Origin of the sequence: Sorangium sp. So ce128 (assembly GCF_051525245.1) — a bacterium.
In the GTDB taxonomy this organism is placed as follows: Bacteria; Myxococcota_A; Polyangia; order Polyangiales; family Polyangiaceae; genus Sorangium; species Sorangium cellulosum_B.
Window position 1 is genome coordinate 4,459,868 of the sequence record NZ_CP150313.1, and the last position, 19,486, is coordinate 4,479,353.

Here is a 19,486-nt window from a genome sequence, read left to right on the forward strand (position 1 = left end):
CCGCCGTCGAATGGGCGCTCTGTTTTTTGTGGGCCGGTGCGGGAGGGGCGCGAGGGGCGCCCGCTGGGCCGCTGCGGCTACCGGTCCGCGCCTCCACCGCGCGCCGCGCAGCGCTTGGCGAGCAGCTCAGCGATGGCCTCTGTGTCGGCCGGCTTGGTCAAGTGAAGATCGAAGCCGGCGCGCCGCGCCTCGGCCTTGTCCTCGTCAGACCGAGCCTGAAGCGGCGCTCGCACGGAGTGCGTCCGTCAGGTCTGCAAGCGGTGATCTCAGGATCGAAAGCTTCAGGGACTTCCTGATGGGTAAGTCCTTGAAACAAGTACGGATAAGCCCTGGCCCGTGTCCTGCTAGGTAACCACGGCAGAGCGCCCGTGACGGCTTCCCCCCCCGCCGTCGAATGGGCGCTCTGTTTTTTGTGGGCCGGCGTGAGAGGGCGCGAGGAGCGCCCGGCAAGACGCTCGGCTGCTGCGGCTACGGATCCTCGGTAACGAGGGCGATCGCGAGGCCGTCGTATCCCTTGCTGCCCACGGTCTGGATCGCCGTCGCGCTCACGCGTCGCTCGGCGGCGAGCAGCTTGTTCAGGCGGCGCACCCCCTGGACGGCCCTCCGCGGCGAGCTTTGGCAGCGTGTCCAGCGCTCGCCCCAGGCGCAGCTCGACGATGTCGGCCAGCCCGGCGCGATCGAGGTTTGCGCGGGCGACCTCGGCGTGCTTCGGCTCCGACTCCGGCGTCCTACCGCGGCACGAGGACGCGGACGTCCCAGGGCGCGAGGTCCAGCGCGAGGGCGCCGGCCCGGAGGTGCGCGCCGGCGCCGCTCAGCGCGTCGCGCAGGCCGCCTCGCGCGTGGGCGGCGAACGGCTCCGGGACGGTGAGCCGCTTCTTCACCGATCGCTCGCTGAAATTCAGGACCACGAGCGCGAAGCGGGACGCGTCGTCGCCGTGCCTGACATAGGCGAAGACCTCGTCGTCGGGCCCCCCGGCGTGCACCGTGTGGTGCCCCGGCGACCGGAGCGCCGCGACAGTGCGCCTGAGCCGGATCAGCTGCTCGTAATGCCGCGCCAGCTGGCCGCGCGGGGGCCGTGAGACCGGGGCGAGGCCGCCGTAAGGCTCGTACTCGGCGCCGAGCTCGTCGAACGTGTAGACGCACGGGATCCCCGGCAGGGTCAGCAGCGCCGCCGCGGCGACGCGCGTCAGCCCCGGCCCGTGGCGGGTGACGAAGCGCGCGCCCGTGTCGTTGTTGTTGAGGAACCTGAGCGTGCGCTCGGGGCGCTCGGCGCGCGCCGCGGTGGCGGCGAGCGCCGCGCCGAGCCGGGCCGCGATGCCCCGCGGCGCGCCGAACACGTCTTTCCAGGCCCAGTGTCCGAGCTCCTCGGTCCAGTCATACGCCGCGTCGAACCCGTTCTGCAGGTAGTACGGATCGCGCGCCGAGGCCTCGGCGATCAGCGCGACACGCGGGCTCACGCGCCGGAGCTCGGCGGCCCAGGGGGACCAGAGCTCGCCCCGCCGCTGCTTGATGCCCCACGCGGCGTCGACGCGATAGCCATCGATGTCGAACCGGCGCACCCAGTGCAGCGACGCCTCGAGCATCCAGCGCGCCACCTCGGCGCTGTCGTAGTTCAGGTTCGGCAGGTGCTCCCAGTCGAAGTAATGCGTCGGCTCGCCGCCGTCGTCGCGATCGTAGAAGGCGAAGCTGTGCGCGCGGCGCATGCGCCGCTCGGCTTCCCGGAAATACGGGTGCTCGGACGAGGTGTGGTTGGGCACGAGATCGAGCAGCACGCGCAGGCCGCGCCGGTGCGCGTCGTCCACGAGCTCGCGGAGATCTTGCTCGGTCCCGTAGTCGGGGCGCACGCTGAAGTAATCGGTGACGGCATACCCGAAGTCGCCCTCGGGCGCGGCGAAGAGGGGAGATAGCCAGATCGCCGTGACGCCGAGCCGCTCGATCGCGGGGAGGGCGGCGCGGACGCTCTGGAGCGGCGGATCGCCGAAGAACGGCGGCACGACGCCGTAGAGGACGGCGTCGTCGATCCACGCCGGCGCGGCCCTGCCGGAGGCGGCTTCGAGCGGCGGCGCGACGCGCGCGGCGTCGCCTCGGCCGCGCTCGTCGCGCACCCTGAGCTCGACCAGCGCCTTATCGCCGGCGTCGGGCGCCGGCAGCTCGAGGCGAGCGCCCTGCCCGAGCGGCTCCGGCGCCGCGCCGCCGCGCAGCCGGAACCAGTCGAAGGCGACGATCTCGGCGCGCGAGCGCTCGCTGGGCTCGCTGCTCGTCGCGTCGAGGACGAGCTTGCCGCCGGCCAGCGCGGCGCGGGCGCGGGCGCGCGGCGTGTCCTCCAGCCGGACGCGGTAGGTGACGGGCGGAGAGTCCAGGTCACCCGCGCTCGCCTCCCGGCAGCGCGCGACGATCTCGTTCTCGCCCTCGAGTAGCGGGACGTCCGCGAAGAACCGCTGCTGCTCGATCGCCGCGGGGAACACGTCGCCGCCCACCCGGATCGCGCAGTCCTCCAGCGTGCCCGCTCCGGCGAGGGCGCCCTGGACGCGCGCGCTGAAGGCCCAGACGTCGGCATCGCCGGCGTGCAGCTCCAGCCTTGCTTGCGCCGCCGCGGAGGGGCGCGGCGAACCCGAGGGGGTGACCGATTCGCACGAGGGCGCCGCCAGGAGCAGCGCGGCAGCCCATCCGAGCCGGGTGAGCGGCCGCCCGTGACGCGATGGGCCTGGGGCGCGCTGCCGAAGGGCGCCCATGGCCGCGCCGATCGGCACGACCGGTCCAGAGAGAGATGCACAGGGAGAGGAGGCGGCGGTCGAGCGGAGGAGGCGTCTCAGCATGGGGGCGATGCGGCAAGCGGGGGAGCCCCTCTATTCCAGAACCACCCCTGACGATCGCCGAAGTGCCGAGAGCACGGAGGTTTTATGTCGTGATCTTCTCTCTCTCCTCCATGTCCGCCGTGTCGTCGCATCCACGGCGGCGCACTCCCGTGCTGGGGCTTCCCGTGCGCCTCCTCGCGCCAGGATCAGGCGGCGACGGCATGGAGGCGGCTGCGGCTCCGGGCGCGCACGACGAGCGGGACGCCGCCCGAGGGGCTCAGCGTCAGATTGCGGCGCACGGGGCGGGGCGGACGCTCGTCGAGCAGGCGGAACTCCCACGCTGACAGCGCCACGCCGAGCACGATCTTCATCTCGAACATCGCGAAGGCCGCGCCGATGCAGCGGCGGTGTCCGCCGCCGAACGGCAGGTACTCGAACGGGGAGAACTTTCGCTCCAGGAAGCGCTCTGGCCTGAACCGGGACGGCTCGGGGTAGAGCTCGGGGTGGTGGTGCACGAGCAGGATGCAGGGCGCCACCCCCGTTCCCGGCAGGAGCTCGTGCTCGCCGAGGCGGAACGGCTGCGCCAGGAGGCGCGGGGACTCGGTGACGATCGGATAGACGCGCAGCGCCTCCTTGCACACGGCGTCCAGGTAGGGCAGGGCAGCCAGGCGCTCGGGGTCGGGCTCCGGGCCGAGGGCGTCGATCTCGTCGCGGAGGCGCGCGAGGACGCCGGGGTGGCGGTGCACGTGATCGAGGGCCCACGCGAGGGCGAGCGCCGTGGTCTCGTGCCCGGCGAACAGCAGCGTCCGGAGCTCGTCGAAGATGGCCTGATCACTCATGCGCGATCCGTCGTCGTAACGGGCCGAGACCATGAGGCTCAGGATGTCGTCGCCCGGCGCCGCGCGCGCTCGCTCGATCTGCGCCCGGAACAGGGCGTCCAGGTCGCCGACGCGCCGGCGGAAGCGCGCGTAGGGGCCGATGCCGCCGAGCTCCCGCTGCAAGGGCGGCAGGAAGGTCAGCGCCGGGGTCAGCGCGTCGGTCATGGCGACGACGGCCCGAGCGAACGCGCTCGTTCGAGACGGCTCCTCCACGCCGAAGACGGCGCGGATGATGACGTCGAGCGAGATCGCCTGCGTGAGCTCCTGGGCGATGGCGCGGGGCGCGCGCGCCGCCTCGGTGAGCCTGCGGGCGGCGGTGTCCGCCATCGCCGCCGCGTAGGCGCGCATGCGATCGCCGTGGAACGGCGGCGTCAGCAGCTTCCGCTCGCGCCTGTGGCGCTCGTCCGAGAGCATGAGCAGCGAGTGCTCCCCCACGAGCGGCGCGATCGCCTTGGTGGCGAAGGGAAGGAAGGTCTCGGGCGGCGCCGTCATCACGTCCTGCACCGTCCTGGGGCCTCCGGCGATCACGACGTCGCCGCTGACCACGGGGACGTTGAAGACATCGCCATAGGTGGCGGCGCAATGCGTGAGGAACTCGAACGGACGGGTGAGGAACTTGTAGGTCGTAAGAAGTCGGCTGCGCGGGCCTCGGGGCAACTGGCTCATGGCGTACCTCGGCGGGGGCTCGATCCCGGGGGCGCGCGGCGCCTCGCCGGGATCGACGCAAGGATGGGCTCGCCGCGCCGCTAGGGCAGCGGCGTCGGGCGCCAATGTTGCGACGGACGGCGCCAGGCGGGGGGCACGCCGCGCGGTGTCCGTCCGACCAAGGCCCACGTGACCACCCCCTCGGGGTCGGCCGGCGCTACCGCGCTCGCCCCCCGAAGAGCCCGCCTGGGCCGCTGTCGGTGTGATTAAGCAATGCTCATGCCATAGGCATGGCGGCGGCCGGCGACGTTTTTCTGTCGGATGCAGCGATGAGTTCCGCGCGCTCCGGCAGTCGACCTTCCGAACCCGTTCCGCGGCAGCGCCCGCATCGGGCGAGGCCCATTCCCGATGACAATGGAGATGTCCCCATGACCCGGATCGAACTGCCCCGCGTCGTGTCGCGCGCCGAGTGGTTGGAGGCGCGCAAGGCGCTGCTCGCCCGCGAGAAGGAGCTCACGAGAGCGCGCGATCGGCTCAACGCGGATCGCCGGCGCCTGCCGATGGTCGAGGTGACCGCGCCGTACGAGTTCTCGGGCGCCCACGGCAAGCTGCACCTGCTCGATCTGTTCGAGGGCCGGCAGCAGCTCATCGTCTATCATTTCATGTGGCTGTTCGAGGACGACGGCACACCCAAGGATCGCGGCTGCCCGAGCTGCTCGGGCTACGCCGATCAGATCTCGAAGGGCCACCTGCGGCACTGGCACAACGTCGGCACCACGTTCGCGTTCATCTCGCGCGCTCCCTGGGAGAAGATCGCGCCGTTCAAGGCGCGTATGGGCTGGCCCGTGCCCTGGTACTCGTCGGAGGGCAGCCGCTTCAACCACGACTACCACGTCACGCTGGACGAGTCGGTCGCGCCCGTGGAGTACAACTACCGAACACCCGCCGAGCACGAGCAGGCGGGCTCCGCCTATTATCTGGGGGGCAAGCAGCCCTTCGACCTGCACGGGCTGAGCTGCTTCCTGCGCGACGGCGAGCGCGTGTACCACACCTACTCGACCTACGGGCGCGGCACCGAGTCGACGGGCGGCTCGTACTATTTCCTCGATCTGACCGCGCTCGGGCGCCAGGAGGAATGGGAAGAGCCCAAGGGGCGCAGCACCGGGCTGGGCGCCAAGGCCGGCGACGAGCGCATCCGCTACCCCGACGAGCAGGAGGACCTGTCCGACTCGAGCGGCGCGCGGCCCGCGGCTGCCGCTCCCGAGGCGGACGACTGCTGCTCACGGATGCGGCGCTGAGCCGCGGGTCCCTCGCCGCACCCGGGGAAAGCGCGACGTCCGAGCGCCCTCGCTCGCCGTGGGCATGGGTGAACGCCGCTCACCGCGCGTCGAGCCTCACGTCCAGGTCCGGGTACTTGCGGGCGAAGTACTCCAGCGCCAGCCACGTGTGGCAGTGCCGGACGTCCGGCTGGTGCGCCGTGGGGCAGTTGCAACCCAGGAAGACATCACCTTGTCGGGCCTCCTCCGCCAGCGCGTCGAAGCGCTCCCGTTGCTCCGCAAACCGCTCATCGAGCACCGCAAGGTAGGCGGCGCGAAACCTCTTGAAGCCGGCTTGCGAGGGATCGGACAGGAACTCTTCGACCATCTCCGGGGTGGGCCTCAGCACGTGGTGCGTGTGTTTGCGCGTGTCGTACCGCTTGCCCTCTGGCAGCGGATTGTCCTCCCGACGGTGGCCGCGGACGAGCTGGTAGCGTGCAAGCATGCGCTCATTCCTCCTATCGTTCGTCGTTTGCAAACATCGGCCGTGAGGTCTCATGGCGGTCCGGACGAAGCGCGGCGCGCAGCACGAGGGCGCCGCTCACCGCGGCGCCGGCGCGCGCGCCACGCGGCCGCCCACGACCACCATGTCGATCGGCGTGTCGACGAGCGAGCGATCGGGCGAGAGATCGCGGCCGAGGACGGTCAGATCGGCCACGTAGCCAGGCGCGATCCGGCCCCGCTGGCCCTCGGCGAAGGCCGCGTACGCGGGCGCCTCGGTGAAGGCCAGGAGCGCCTCGTCGAGGTCGAGCCGCTCCTCGGGCATCCACCCGCCCGGGGGGTGGCCCGAGAGATCCTGCCGGGTCACGGCGGCATGGATGCCGAGCAGCGGTGCGGCGTCCTCCACCGGGAAATCCGAGCCGAACACGAGGCGCGCGCCCGACGACAGAAGCGACCGCCAGGCATACGCGCCCTTCAGGCGATGGGCGCCGAGCCGCGCGGGCGCCCACGGCATGTCGCTCGTCGCGTGGGTCGGCTGCATCGAGGCGATCACCCCGAGCGCCGCGAAGCGCGGCAGATCGTCGGGCGAGAGGATCTGCGCGTGCTCCACCCGGAACCGCCGCGCCGCCGCCCGCCCGGGGCCGAGCGCCTCGAACGCGTCGAGCACGGCGCGGTTGGCGCGGTCGCCGATCGCGTGCACCGCGAGCTGGAAGCCCGCGTCCGCGACGAGCCGCGCCGCGCGCGCGAGCGCCTCGCGATCCATCAGCAAAAGCCCGCTCGTCGAGGGCTCGTCCGCGTACGGCGCGAGCAGCGCCGCGCCGCGCGAGCCGAGCGCGCCGTCCGCGAAGAGCTTGACCCCGCGCAGCACGAACATCGCCGTGCCCGTCGGGTCCACGTCGGGCGCGCGCGCCTTCAGCCCATCGAGGTTCCCATCACCCGCGAGGTACGCGGTGACGCGGATCGGAAGCCGCCCGGCGGCGGCGAGCGCGCGGTAGACGGCCGCGGTCTCGTCGTCGATGCCCATCTCGTGCACGCCCGTGAGCCCGGACGAGAGCGCCTCCTCGGCCGCGCGCAGGATGCGCCGCTCGCGCACGGCGGGCGGGTCGGCCGGGACCTTGGCCTCGATGAGGCCCATCGCGTTGTCGATGAAGACGCCCGTCGGCTCGCCCGCGGCGTCGCGCAGGACGCGCCCCCCCGGCGGATCCTGCGTGCCTCGGCCGACCCCGGCCGCGCGCATCGCCGCCGCGTTCGCCCAGAGCGCGTGCCCGTCGACGCGGCGCAACGCCACCGGGTGCTCCGGCGCCGCCGCGTCGAGCGGGGCGTGCGTGGGGAACGCGGCGCCCGGCCAGAGGTTCTGGTCCCAGCCGCGCCCGGTGATCCACTCGGCCTTCGGGCGGGCCTTCGCCGCCTCCGCCACGAGCGCCGCCGCCGCCTCGGCGCTCTTCGCGCCGCGCACGCTCAGCGTCTCCAGCGCGACCCCGAGCCCGTAGAGGTGGGCATGCCCGTCGACGAGGCCGGGCACGACCGCGCGCCCCGGCAGCTCCTCGACGCGCGTCCCCGGCCCGACGAAGGCCTTCGCGCCGGCCGCGCTGCCCACGAAGACGATCCGCTCGCCGCGCACGGCGACCGCCTCGGCGCGCGGATTCCCGGGGTCCATCGTCCGGACGACGCCGGCCGTGATCACGAGATCTGCAGGCGCCGAGGGCGCCGCCGTCGCGGCGAGCTGGCCCGGCGAGGCACAGCCGGGGGCGAGGCTGCCGAAGAGGCTCAGGAGCGTCGCTCGGAGCGCGTTCGACATGAGCGCCACCCTAGCACCCGCGCGGGGCGCGCAACGGCGGGCAGGGCGCCGGCCGCTACCAGAGGCTCAGCGTGACCGCGATGGTCAGCAGCGGCAGCGGCGTGAGCACCGCGACGAAGAAGACGAGGACGTCGATCTGGGCGATCCGTGCGCGCCCTCGCTCGAGCAGCCCTGCCTGCTCTCCGGCGACGATCTCGGCGCCGGAGAGAGCCCCTCCGCGGTACGTGCCCGCGGACGTCGGTCCGAGGACCACGACCGGTCCGGGCGGCAAGCCGCGGTCTGCGGCGCGCACGGGAGGCGAGCCGTCCGCGAAGTCGAGCCAGCCGTTCTGCTCGATCACCGCGACCCTCGCCCCCGCGATCCGCGCGAGGGCGCGGCGGGCGCGCCGGCGATACCCGAGCAGCGCCGCGGAGAGCAGCGCCCCGCAGGTCGCGACGGCGATCGCGCGCCGGTGAGCGCCGAGCATGTCGGCGATGAGGCGCATGGACACGGCCGTCGCAAAGAACCGCGGCGCCGTGACGACGGCCGGACCTGCTTCGCCGCCGCGATGGACATCGTGGATCGCTCCGTCGAGCACGAGCAGCTCGCCCCGCTCGCGGTGCTTGGCGAACAGAGACGCTTCGCGAACGAGCGACGACGCCTGGCGGATGACGAGAGAATCGCGGGGGTTGATCCAACCCGGCTGCTGCCAGCACGCCTCGGGGTCGACCATCGTGTAAATGCCCCGCTGAGACAGCCACGTCACGAGGTGAGCGTCGAAAGGCCTCCCGGCCTCCTCCACATCGAGAAAACACCTCTCGGACAGGCTCGGGCACAACCGGCGCACGCCCAGCCGGCCGATGGTCACGTCGTGGATGCGCGTCACGAGGGGCGGTCCGGACGGGTCCGACGGGCCCTCGGCGATCATCGAGGGCTCCCCCTCGACGGGCGGGACGACCCCGATGCTCGGAAGGGACGTGATGTGATCCTCCGGATCGGGCTCTCGTACGGCGTGAACGGTCGATACGGCAATGAGGCCCGTGGCCAGCGCGAGGACGGCGACGCTCGCCGCGTGGAGAGCGCGCGGCGGCACGCGGACCATGGTGCTCGCCATGGCAGCGAAGAACACCACGCCGAGGGCGCCGACGAGGGCGGACATGAGCCCGAACACGCTCCCGATGCCCGGCAGCCACTCTCGCCATACGTGCCAGGAAGGGGGGATGTCGGGGCACGTCATCGCATCCCGGGTCACGCGGAAGAAAAGGTACGCGAGCGGAAGGACGAAGAGGGGAAGAGAGACGCGCAGCGCAGGGCTGCGGGTCGCGGCGGCGACGCAGAGGAGCACGACGAACAAGCCCGCCTCCACCACGAACCAGGGGACGGCCACGTGCTTGCCCGCGAGGATGGCGAGTGCGATGCAGGGGCCAACCAGGACCCCCACGCACGCGGCGTGACCCCTCGGAGGGTCCGAGAAGAAAGAGCGGGGATGATCGCCCGGTGCCAGCATCAACGCTCCTTGAGCTTCAACGAGGCGCCCCGCCTGCGGCAGGACCACCCGGGCGCCGAGGAGCGCGCTGCACGCTGCGCGCCTCGGAGAAACGCGCCTCGACCTGCATGGCCGACGATCCCATGGGGCGCCGATCGCCGTCAAGGAGGCCGCCGGATCGCGACGGACGGGCGCTCGACTCCTCGGCCTCGTGCACCGAAGGCACCGCGCTCCCTTCACGGCCTGCGGGACGTGGGCGGCGCGGGCGGCGCCGACCCGTCGAACGAGCACAGAGCTTGAGCCGGCCGCGGCCTCCCGGGCCAGAGAGCACCTGAGAAGACACGTGGTGGAGGCTCGCGCCGTCGGCGTGGGGGCTCAGCCCTCCACCGCGCAGCGCGGGCGCTCCCCCGGCGCTGCGCGGTGGAGCGCGAAAACCCCGAAAGAGGCCGTCTTCCCCGTGGATCCTGGGCGTGCCGGGCGGCGGCCCGAAGGGCCCCGACAACCTGGCCTGCCGATTGCTCTATGGGGATGCGACGCCGCGAGACAGCGACGAGGGCCACCCAGGCGACTCGAACTCGCCAGAGCCCGCCGACACGCGATCTCGTGAGCGTGAACCCTGACCCAAGGAGACACCACCATGAAGCTCAAGAACCTGCTCCTCTGCTCGCTCATCTCGTCCTTCTCGCTCGTCGGCTGCATCGCCGAGCCGCTCGACGGCGACGGCGCCGATGAGGGCGCGAGCGACGCCGCCGAGGTCGTCGGTGAGGGCGCAGAGGCGATCATCGGCCCCGGGGGGGATGACGGCGGCGGCGGCCCGGTCACGAAGACCGTGAACCTCTCCTGCTCGATCACCTATCCCAGCATCTTCAACCCGAACGCGGCGATCAAGAACACCTCGCTCTTCGGCGTTCCGGAGGATGCGAAGATCACCTTCACCGTCACGCACTACTACGGCGATCCTGGGCCCTACACCCGCTCGGTCACGGGGCCGCTCGCCAAGGGCCAGACCAAGCTCGTCCCCCTCTCGCACCCCGGCGCGCTCGACGCCTACGGTTGCACCGCCAAGGCCACCTGGACCATCATCGACTGAACCCGCCGCAGCAGACCAGGCGGTAGCTTCCGCAATCGGGGTCGTCGTCCAGTGGGTGCGAATCCTGCCCGGCCCCGAGCGCACCGCGACAATGGTTCACGGGATGATTTTCTTCGGTGACACGCTCTCGTGAGGGGCGCCGATCCGCGAGGGGCGGTCATCATACCCACGACTTCGCCGTCGTGGGCTGGCAGTGCTTGACGAAGAGCGAGCCATTCGATCGACGGATGAGCACGACCTCGAGGCCCACCCAATCCTCTTTCACGGGGTTGCCGCCCTGGATCGAGATCCACAGCTCTCCGGCCCCGTGGGTCGTGTACTTCATCAGCGTGGTCTCCGTGCCATTCTGCAAGCCGTTGATCTCCGCGCGGTGCTGGTGCAGCACCCGCGCGAGCTGCGTGGCCATCCCATCGAGCCCGCTGGGGATGCAGGCGTTGGCACCCACGTTTCGGCGCAACTCGGTCGCGTTTTTGGCCGAATTGTCATTGTCGGCATAGTGTTCGGCGCAATTTTTACCGGCGTTTCTCGCGAGCAACGCGCGGGCGTCATGTACAGCATAATCCTGCTGGACGAGCAGCTGGTTCGCCCTCTGCTGGTTGCCGCCCGTGGCCTTCAACGCGAAGAGCCGCTCGTGCACGACGTCGAAGGTCGCAGCGCCGTTCGTCGCGTAGTCGAGGGCATCCTGGGCCTGTTGACCGGCGATGCCCCACGACTGCACCAGGACCTCGGCGGCCTCTTTCCCGAGAGGCGTCCCCTGGGCCTCGATGAGCAGGCCCGCATTGGCGGCGTCGCCGAGCACACGCTGTCCAGGTTCGAGGAGCCAGAGCAGACGGGCCTCGGGGAGCGCGGGCGCGCTCGCCAGAATCACCATGGCCTTGTCGAAATCGTCGATCACCCACCGTAGCGCGTGGAGCACGTTCAGCGCGCGATCGGACCCGAAGTTCGCGCTCGCCGAAGCACGGAGCACGCGGTCGAACACGAGGAAGTTGCGACCGACTGGCCAGAGCTGGTGGTCAGCGAGGATCGTGCTCCAGTCTGCGTCGGACAGAGGCAGCGCGAGCAGCTCGGTCAGCTTCACGCAGCGATCAGGGGTGTAGTAGCGGGACAGCAGCTGCGCGACTGCCACGGCGGTGCGCCCCTTGCGGACGACGTCGCAGGCGGCTTTCAGCAGCTGGGCGGTCGCCTGCAGGTTCGCCGCCAGGCAGGCCGGCGCGAGGCTCTTCAGCAGCGTGAGACCCGGGGTGACCTGGAGCTCGACCGAGGCGAGCTGCAGCCAACTGTGGAGTTCCCTGGGCGGGTAGGACCTCCTCACCGCGTCGCCGAGCTGGGGTTCGGTGCCGCGGTGGGTAAAGAACTTCTCGGCCGCGGTGAGGATCTTCTGGTCTGCGCCGTAGTTGCCAAGCAAGGCTGGGAGGTCTCGCTTGACGATGATCGTGACCTTCTGGGGTGGACCGTTGAGCGCAGCCTCGATGTCGGTTGTGCCGATGTCCGCGCACGACACGTTCACGATGCCCGCCTGGACCGGGACGCCCCCGACCCAGGTGATCTGACTCGCGGCGGGGGGCGGCGAGGTGACGGCTCGGATCACCACGTCGGTTGTCCCCTTGAAGGCCTCCCAGGCGCCGCTGCCATTGTCCGTGGCGTTGACGACATCGAGCCGGACGAGCACGGGGTGCACGGTGAGGGTGTCGGAGCGGGACGCGCCGCGCAGCGATACCCGCACCTCCCGCGAGCCGAGCTGATCGCACGAGACCTGGGCGGTGTGTTGGTCGCCGCTGGGCGCGGCGCCCTCCCATTGGAGCTGGTTCCAGGCGTTCGGCACGTCGGGGAGGGTGGTGGCCGTCGCGGTGACCGTCGCAGCGGCGTCGTGGGACGCTTCTCTGTTGCTGAGCTCCAGCGAGACGAGCACGGGGCGCACGGTGAGGGTGGCCGAGCGGAATTGGCCGCGCAGCGACACCCGCACGTTCTGCGAGCCGAGCTGATCGCACGAGACCAGCGCCGTGTTGCCGTTCGATGACGCGACGCCATGCCATCCGAGCTGGGCCCAAACGGCCGGATCGTCGGGGGAGGTGGTGGCCGTCGCGGTGACCGTCGCAGCGGTGTCGTAGGACGCTTCGTTCGCGCTGAGCACCAGCGAGTCGAGCCGGAACGCCCGCACGACGAGCTCGTCCTCGAACCCGCCAAGGGTCGCCCCGATGATCTGCTCGTCGAACACGGCGCGCGAGACAGTGCGCAGGTTCGGGCTTCCGTCAGCGGGAGCCCCGCCGGTCCACTGGATCTGGGCCCACGTCTCCTCATCGTCGGGCGTGGTCGTCGCCCGCACCAGCACCCCCCCGTCCTCTTCGTGGAGCGTCCACCAGGTCCCGCGGTGAAGCTCGGCGTCTCTCACCACGTCGAGCCGCACGAGGAAAGGATCGAAGACCGTGACGTGATGGGAGGCGAACATCGGGCCGAGGCATGCGAACACCACGAAGTCGCCGGCTTGCGAGCGTGGGACCAGCCGGTGCCGGGGACTGCCCGCGTCGAGCCCCCCAACCCACGCGATCTGGTTCCAGGCGGTTCCGTCGTTGGGGATGGTATCCGCCTCGAGAAGGACGAAGCCGGCGGGGTGCGTGGTCGTTCGCGAGGCGCTCGGCCCGATCGGCGTGGCGCCTGCGATGACCCTGAGATTGACGAGCACCGGGCGGCAGTCCCGGCAGGCCAGGATGGGGTCGCCGACCCGCCGGGCGCTGTGCTCGCCGAACGCCTGATCGCGCGCTTCCTGCCTGGGTGACGGCTTGTGCCGCTTCCTAGGCTGGAGGTCGTAACCCGTCGGGATGTTGCGTTTCATGGCGAGCCGTCGCCTCCCAGGGGAAACCCTCGTGCATTGGCCTCGTCCTCGAGGGCCGGCATCTTCAGATCGCCATGGAGGGCGGGATCGCCGAGGATCCGGGCGATCCAGGGGTGGGCGGGATCGGCGTCGAAGCCGGGGCCGACATCGAGCATCCAGTCGAGAAACTGGACCACGTGATGCTCGAGGGTGACGCCATAGCGGCCGGCGCGGACCACGCCCTCCTCGATGAAAGCGCGGAGCTCGGCGTCGCCCAGCGCCTCGCAGGCGGGCTCATGCCAGCGCCTGAGATAAGCGGCGGTCTGGACCAGGAAGCGGTCTCGCTGCAGGGCGGCGAACGCCGCCTTCTGGTGGCGTCGGATGATCAGCATGGGACCGACGGCCGGTGACCAGAGATCGTGGGGCGCACGAGAGCGGATGCTACGCGGTGCGAATGGCCCGCACAACGCTCGCCGGACCCTCGTCGGCGACAAGGTGGCCGACCTCCAGCGATCGGCGCACGCCGGCGTGAGGAAGGGCGGTCATCTGGCGGCTCCTCGTTCCCATTTCCGCGCGACGCAGTCTCTCAGGCCAGAGAACACCTGAGAAGACACCTGGTGGAGGCTCGCGCCGTCGGCGTGGGGGCTCAGACCTCCACCGCGCCGCGCGGGGCCCCCCGGCGCCGCGCGGAGGAGCGCGAAAACCTCGAAAGAAGCCTCATCCCCGCGGATCCTGGGCGCGCCGGGGGCGGCCCGAAGCGTCCCGACAACCTGGCCTGCCGGTTGCTCTATCGGGATGCGACGCCGCGAGGCAGCGAGGAGGGCCACCCAGGCGACTCGAACTCGCCAGAGGCCGCTGACACACGATCTCGTGAGCGTGAACCCCGACCCAAGGAGACACCACCATGAAGCTCAAGAACCTGCTCCTCTGCTCGCTCATTTCGTCCTTCTCGCTCGTCGGCTGCATCGCCGAGCCGCTCGACGGCGACAGCGCCGATGAGGGCGCGAGCGACGCCGCCGAGGTCGTGGGTGAGGGCGCAGAGGCGATCATCGGCCCCGGGGGGGACGACGGCGGCGGCCCGGTCACGAAGACCGTGAACCTCTCCTGCTCGATCACCTATCCCAGCATCTTCAACCCGAACGCGGCGATCAAGAACACCTCGCTCTTTGGCGTTCCGGACTCGGCGAAGATCACCTTCACCGTCACGCACTACTACGGCGATCCTGGGCCCTACACCCGCTCGGTCACGGGGCCGCTCGCCAAGGGCCAGACCAAGCTCGTCCCCCTCTCGCACCCCGGCGCGCTCGACGCCTATGCCTGCACCGCCAAGGCCACCTGGACCATCCTCGACTGAACCCGGCCCTGCCGGTTCCTTTCCGGGAAAATTCACAGGGAGGCGGGGAGACGGGGAGTAGAATCCCACCAATCTCCCTGCCTCCCCGCCTCCCTGTTCAATTTCTTCTTCGCTATGATGTCAACAAGATGAGAGGATTTGTCAGCTTCGGAACGAGGTGTCGACGACCGGGCACGGCGCACCGCGCGATGTCGTCTCTCATTCCTCTGCTTCGGTACTGCAGGTGATGTTGAGCCACCCTCGACGGCCTTCGATCGCGCCGCCGATGAACCGGAGCGGCCATGGGTGCTCCGAGGGCATGCAGCGCCACTGCGACACGAGCTCCGGCACCTCGGTCGCGCAGAAGCCGCTCGGGCATCCTGGACAATCGAGCGAATGCCGGCAGCTCTCCAGGTCGGCGCCGGCGAGCTGCACGACCTCGCAGCGGCGCAGCTCCGCGCCGTGGCGCTCGACGAACGTGGGCTGCCCGCCTGGATCGCGCCGACCTCGCGCGGCATCGCAGCGCTCGAGATCGGCCTGATCGATCACGACCTTGCAAGCGACCACGCCTCCGGCGTCCACGGCGAGCGGGTGGGCCTGGCAGATGAGGCCGCAATCGGCAAAGCCCGGGTGAAGGAGCATGTCCCACGTCTGCTGATCGTCGCAGCTCGAGGCGATCGGCTCCGCGCGCACGAGCTCGCTCCACGCCGCGAGTCGCCCGCTGCCTTCGTCGATGGCGTGACAGGTCCAATCGGGCGTGGTGAAAGGCCCGACCACCTCCGTGTCCAGGGTCATCGACAGCGCTGTCTGGCTGGGTACCTCGTCGGCGACGAGCCCGGGCCCCTCGTCGTCGCGCGTGCTCGCGACGAGCAATCTCGCGATCCTGTCCTGGGGCAGCGACCTGACGAGGGCTACCTCGGCCTCCCCCACGGGTGCGCGCGCGCCCGTGACGAGCTCCAGCGCGCGCCTGGCCGTCCGTAGCGGGCGGTACTCCTCCCCGGGCTCGGCGAGCCGCTGTCCCAGCGCCTCTGTCACGCCTGCCATCACCGCCTCGACCTCCTCCTCGTGCGAGGTCTGCGTGGTCCACGCGAGCGCGGGGATTTCCCTCGAGGTGACGAGCGCCGCAGCGTCGGGCGCGCTCGGCCGCGCGACGACCACCCGGAGTTCGCCGGGGTGCCACTGGGCCGGATCCACGCTGCCGCAGGTTCCCCACCGCGATTCGATCACGGCAAGGAGGCCTGCGCGCACGCTCTGGGCGACGCGCTCGCGGAGCTGCGCGGCTTCGGCCGTGTCCGTGTCATCGACGACGAGGACGATGACCTGCGGGCGCTCCCCGCTGAGCCCTCCGTCGAGGACCAGCTGCGAGGTTGTCCGGGGGTCCACCGCCACCGGATCCGTGCCGCACGCCACGGCGGCGAGCGTCAACCATGTGAGATGGAGAGTCCTCATTTGCCACATCACGGGCGGTGTTGGCAACACGCGTACCAGTGAGGGCGCTGTTCTCCAGGGCGAGAAGAGCGCTATTCCTGCGGTGTCCGAAGGGGGCCGAGCGCGCTCCATGCCAACGCGGCGGCGCGCGGCGCCAACCCAGTTGCTCAACCCGAGCGAACCGCTCCCGACCGGAATGGTGATGCTGGATCCGCAACTCATCCAAGCATCTGAGGAGCCCGTCCACGACACGCTGGGCGGCTCCTCGTTCCCGTTTCCAGTGCATTGCGCCACATCGCCCGCGGAGGCGGAGCGCGGCCGTCGCTCAAACTCCCAGGTTCGGGCGCTGAGCGATGATGAAGTCGACGGCGGCGCGCACGCTGCTCACCTTGGCGTAATCGGCGTTGAAGGTGGCCACGAACGATTTCGCCTCCGGCCAGGCGCCGAGCGTGGGCTCGATCTCCTCGGCCTTCCAGCGGGCGCCGAAGGGGGCCATGAGCAGGAGGCCGAGCTTGAGCCCACGCAAGCTCTTGAGCAGGAGCGCCGCGTCGACGACCTTCTCGCCGCGCGACCTGGTGCGCAGGGTCTGCAAATCGGCGAGCTCTTCGTCGAGGAAGGCCGTGGCGGTGCGCTCGAGCAGCTCGTGCGCCGTGGCCCGTGGCAGCGTGCGCCACACCTCCTCGGGCAGCGACTCGGACTCCTTCAGCGTGAGATCGAGGTGGCCGAGGAGGCTCGGATCAAGCTCTTTTCCAGGCTCGACGAGGCAGGCGAAGAGCCGGAGCACGGTCGAGTACGTGACCTCGGCGCCGCGCGCGCGCAGGTCGTCGAGGCGCGCGAGCTCGGCCTGCGCGAGCGCCACGGTCGCACCTCTGTCCTGGGTCTCCGCGTCGGCGATGAGCTTCCGCTGGTCTTGGTTCGAGCCGGGAAGGTCGAGGTCGCGGAGCCGGCGGGGGTCGAGCCAGAGCGCGAGCCGTTCGAGCGGCGAGAGGCCGGCGACGAGCTTCTTCAGGGCTTCCCTGGCCCGGTCGTCGTCCTCGGCGTCGATGCGCTCGCTGGCCCGCCAGAGGGGCAGCTCCACGTCCTCCTCGCCGAAGCGGAGGCGCACCAGCCGATCGCTCGGTAGCCGGGGGCCGAGGCCGATCAGCGCGCGGCGCAGGGCGAGGGACCGGGGCACCGCGTAGGACTCGAAGTCGACGGGGGCGTCGACCTCGCGCTCGGCGGTGAGCTCGAGCAGGCGCCGCGCCATCGGGGAGAGCGCCTCGGGGCGGACCGTCTCGCGCTCGTTCGGCCGAGGCGGGAACAGGAGCGCCAGCGCGAGCGCCACGATCCTCGCGGAGGGGGCGTCCGGGCCCTCGAGCGGCGCGAGCAGGGAGCGCGCGGCCTCCTCGCGCGTGGCCTCGCTCGCGTTCCGGAGGATCGCGAAGGCTCGCTCACGGAGGTTTCCATCCCAGAAGGGCAGGGCGTCGGCCGCCTTGGACTTCAGTCCGAGCGCCTGGCAGAGGCGCAGGAGCCCTCCTTCGGGCAGTCGCTCGAGCGGGGTGCCGAGCGCGAGCGCGAGCGCGGCGACCGAGGCGAGGGGAGCCGAGCGTCCCTTCACGGCGCCCGCGAGCAGCTCGTGCGCTTCGGTGTCCTGCTCGCGCGCCAGCCACGCGCCGAGGCAGAGGAAGGCGGCCATGCGCGTCGGCTCCTGCTTCTCGCGCTGTGCGAGCTCGAGCACGGCCGCCCGCGTCGCGCTCGACGGCGTGATGCGGGAGAGGGCGTAGAGGGCGTGTGCGCGGACGTTCGGCGTCGCATCCCCGAGCCGCGCTGCGAGCGTGGGCTCGTGGCTGGCGAGGGCCGCGCGCGCGGCGGCGCGCGCTCCGGGGCGCTCCTCGCGCGCTCCCCGGTCCTCGGCCAGGCGGACGCCGAGCCGGAGAGCGTGGAGGTGCACCTTCGGATCCCACGCCGGGTCGCCCTTCACGAGATGGGCGAGGAGCGCGGGAGCTTCGGGCGCACCGGCAGGGTCGGTGGCGAGATCGTCGAGGACGCGGAGCGCGCGCTTTCTGTCGGGCGTCTTGCCGCCGATCGCCTCGAGCAGGCGAGCGATGGGCGCCTCGGTGGGCAGAGCGACCCCGGCGAGCAGGTCGAGCGCCGCGTCCTTGCAGGGCAAGTCGCGCACGAGGCGGAGGGTGCCCTGCGTGTGCTCCGACTCGCAGGCCCGCGCCGCGCGGTGCCAGGCGATCAGCTCCTCGCGGGACTGCCACTGGGTGTGCGCGAGCCGGAGGGCGCGCGGGGCGTCACCCGGGCCCGGCGGGAAGTCGCCTGTCTCGAGCGCGGTGTCCCAGGTCGGGTGGAAGGCGTCGGCCATGCGGCAGGGCTCGTCGATGAAATCGTGGAGCCCGAAGCCGGTGGGATCGAGGGGCGCGGGCTCCTGGTTCGGCGAGAAGTCGGGCGCGCCCCGCGCCATCCCCACGAACGAGACGGCGCCGCCCTCCTGGGCGCACCATTCCCATTCCACCTCACGGATCTCGCGGTAGCCACGCCGGGCGGCCGCGGCGAGATAATCGTCGCGCTCGTCCTCCGCGCACGGAGCGCCGCGGCGCGCGACAAGGAACGGCGGAAGGCGGAACCAGCGCGGGGGCCGCGCCGAGCGGAAGCCGTCCTGGAACGCCGCTTCGTCGACGTCGCCGAGGTCGGCCGCGGCCCAGCAGGTGAGCATGTCGTCGGGCGCGAAGCCCACGCGCGCGACGCCGCCGGGCACGACCACGAGCTCGTGCCCCGTCTCGGTGTCGCGCAGGACGCCGAGGCCGTCGCTGCCCACGTGCGGCGCCGCGAGCTCGAAGCTCGGTCCGGAAGCCTCCGCGGCGAGGCGCTCCACGAGCTCGGCGAGCACGCGTTCCTTGCCGCCCTTCGACAGGCGCCGCCAGTCGTCGATGTTCGCGAGCGCGGCGACGAGATCGAGGTCGTCCACGGGGGCCAGCGCGGCGATGGCGTCTGGCTGGCCCTTCTTGGCGGGCTTCACCGCGGCCTTCGCGGCCTTCCTGGGCGGCAGCGCGTCTCGCCTGGCGGCCTCGTACGCAGCGCGCGCGCTCGGGCTGACGCGCGCTTCGAGCAAGACCTGGTCGTCCTCGGTGAGGGCGCGGGGCGTCTGGAGCGACATCGCGAGCTTCCCGGGCGCCGCCGTCAGGCCCTTGCCGCTCGAGAAGCGCAGGCTGCCGACCAGATCGGTGATGTCGGTGATGGGAGCGACGTTCGCCTCCGCCGTCCACATCTCGGCCTCTGCCTGGGGGAAGCGGAGCGCGGCCACGAGCCAGAGGCGCTCTCCGGGCTGGCGCACCGCGGCCAGGTAGAGCGTGCCTCCCTCCGAGAGGGGCTCGAGGGCGCGGTGTCGGCTCAGGTAGCGATCGAGGGGCAGGACGCTCCCTGGCTCGCACGCCCCGTGTTGCTTCTCCAGGCCGGCGAGCGCGGCGGCGCTGATGATCGCGAGTACGCTTGTCATGAATCGACGC

General features: G+C 71.5%; 12 protein-coding genes and 1 pseudogene. 3 read left to right on the forward strand and 10 right to left on the reverse strand.

Annotated elements, in window-relative coordinates:
* Nucleotides 1–468 precede the first annotated feature (468 nt).
* From WME82_RS17070 to WME82_RS17080, 3 genes and pseudogenes are all read right to left on the reverse strand, one after another.
* Nucleotides 469–727: pseudogene (locus WME82_RS17070) on the reverse strand (methyltransferase); the annotation flags it as partial.
* A gap of 1 nt (nt 728) precedes the next feature.
* Nucleotides 729–2,732, reverse strand: coding sequence for an alpha-amylase family glycosyl hydrolase (locus WME82_RS17075; protein WP_438043683.1), 2,004 nt, complete (start codon nt 2,730–2,732; stop codon nt 729–731).
* 269 nt (nt 2,733–3,001) lie between these two features.
* Complete coding sequence (locus tag WME82_RS17080; RefSeq protein WP_438043684.1) at nt 3,002–4,339, reverse strand: cytochrome P450; 1,338 nt, start codon at nt 4,337–4,339, stop codon at nt 3,002–3,004.
* Nucleotides 4,340–4,746: 407 nt separating this feature from the next.
* Here WME82_RS17080 and WME82_RS17085 point away from each other — a divergent pair, with 407 nt between their 5' ends.
* Nucleotides 4,747–5,616, forward strand: coding sequence for a DUF899 domain-containing protein (locus tag WME82_RS17085; protein ID WP_438043685.1), 870 nt, complete (start codon nt 4,747–4,749; stop codon nt 5,614–5,616).
* A 79-nt stretch (nt 5,617–5,695) separates the two neighbouring features.
* Here the strand turns inward: WME82_RS17085 and WME82_RS17090 are convergent, their stop codons facing one another.
* The 3 genes from WME82_RS17090 to WME82_RS17100 form a co-directional block, all read right to left on the reverse strand.
* Nucleotides 5,696–6,079: a hypothetical protein gene (locus WME82_RS17090; protein ID WP_438043686.1), complete on the reverse strand. Its 384-nt coding sequence runs from the start codon at nt 6,077–6,079 to the stop codon at nt 5,696–5,698.
* Nucleotides 6,080–6,175: 96 nt separating this feature from the next.
* Nucleotides 6,176–7,873 carry an amidohydrolase gene (locus WME82_RS17095; protein WP_438043687.1) on the reverse strand — a complete coding sequence of 566 codons (1,698 nt, stop codon included), beginning with the start codon at nt 7,871–7,873 and terminating at the stop codon, nt 6,176–6,178.
* A 55-nt stretch (nt 7,874–7,928) separates the two neighbouring features.
* Nucleotides 7,929–9,293: a hypothetical protein gene (locus WME82_RS17100; protein WP_438043688.1), complete on the reverse strand. Its 1,365-nt coding sequence runs from the start codon at nt 9,291–9,293 to the stop codon at nt 7,929–7,931.
* Nucleotides 9,294–9,975: 682 nt separating this feature from the next.
* Here WME82_RS17100 and WME82_RS17105 point away from each other — a divergent pair.
* Entirely contained in the window at nt 9,976–10,428 is a 453-nt protein-coding gene (locus WME82_RS17105) for a hypothetical protein (protein WP_438043689.1), read from the forward strand.
* A gap of 160 nt (nt 10,429–10,588) precedes the next feature.
* Here WME82_RS17105 and WME82_RS17110 read toward each other — a convergent pair whose 3' ends face one another.
* Complete coding sequence (locus WME82_RS17110) at nt 10,589–13,258, reverse strand: hypothetical protein (protein ID WP_438043690.1); 2,670 nt, start codon at nt 13,256–13,258, stop codon at nt 10,589–10,591.
* Entirely contained in the window at nt 13,255–13,629 is a 375-nt protein-coding gene (locus WME82_RS17115; RefSeq protein WP_438043691.1) for a hypothetical protein, read from the reverse strand. The genes WME82_RS17110 and WME82_RS17115 overlap by 4 nt, the downstream gene beginning before the upstream one ends.
* A 512-nt stretch (nt 13,630–14,141) precedes the next feature.
* On the opposite strand from WME82_RS17115, the gene WME82_RS17120 reads away from it, so the two are divergent.
* On the forward strand, nt 14,142–14,591 hold the full coding sequence (locus tag WME82_RS17120) for a hypothetical protein (RefSeq protein WP_438043692.1): 450 nt from the start codon (nt 14,142–14,144) through the stop codon (nt 14,589–14,591).
* A gap of 198 nt (nt 14,592–14,789) precedes the next feature.
* Here WME82_RS17120 and WME82_RS17125 read toward each other — a convergent pair whose 3' ends face one another.
* Nucleotides 14,790–16,019, reverse strand: a complete 1,230-nt coding sequence (locus WME82_RS17125) for a hypothetical protein (protein WP_438043693.1) — start codon at nt 16,017–16,019, stop codon at nt 14,790–14,792.
* A 304-nt stretch (nt 16,020–16,323) separates the two neighbouring features.
* Nucleotides 16,324–19,476 (reverse strand): hypothetical protein, encoded by a 3,153-nt coding sequence (locus WME82_RS17130; protein WP_438043694.1) that lies wholly within the window; start codon nt 19,474–19,476, stop codon nt 16,324–16,326.
* Nucleotides 19,477–19,486: the final 10 nt, after the last annotated feature.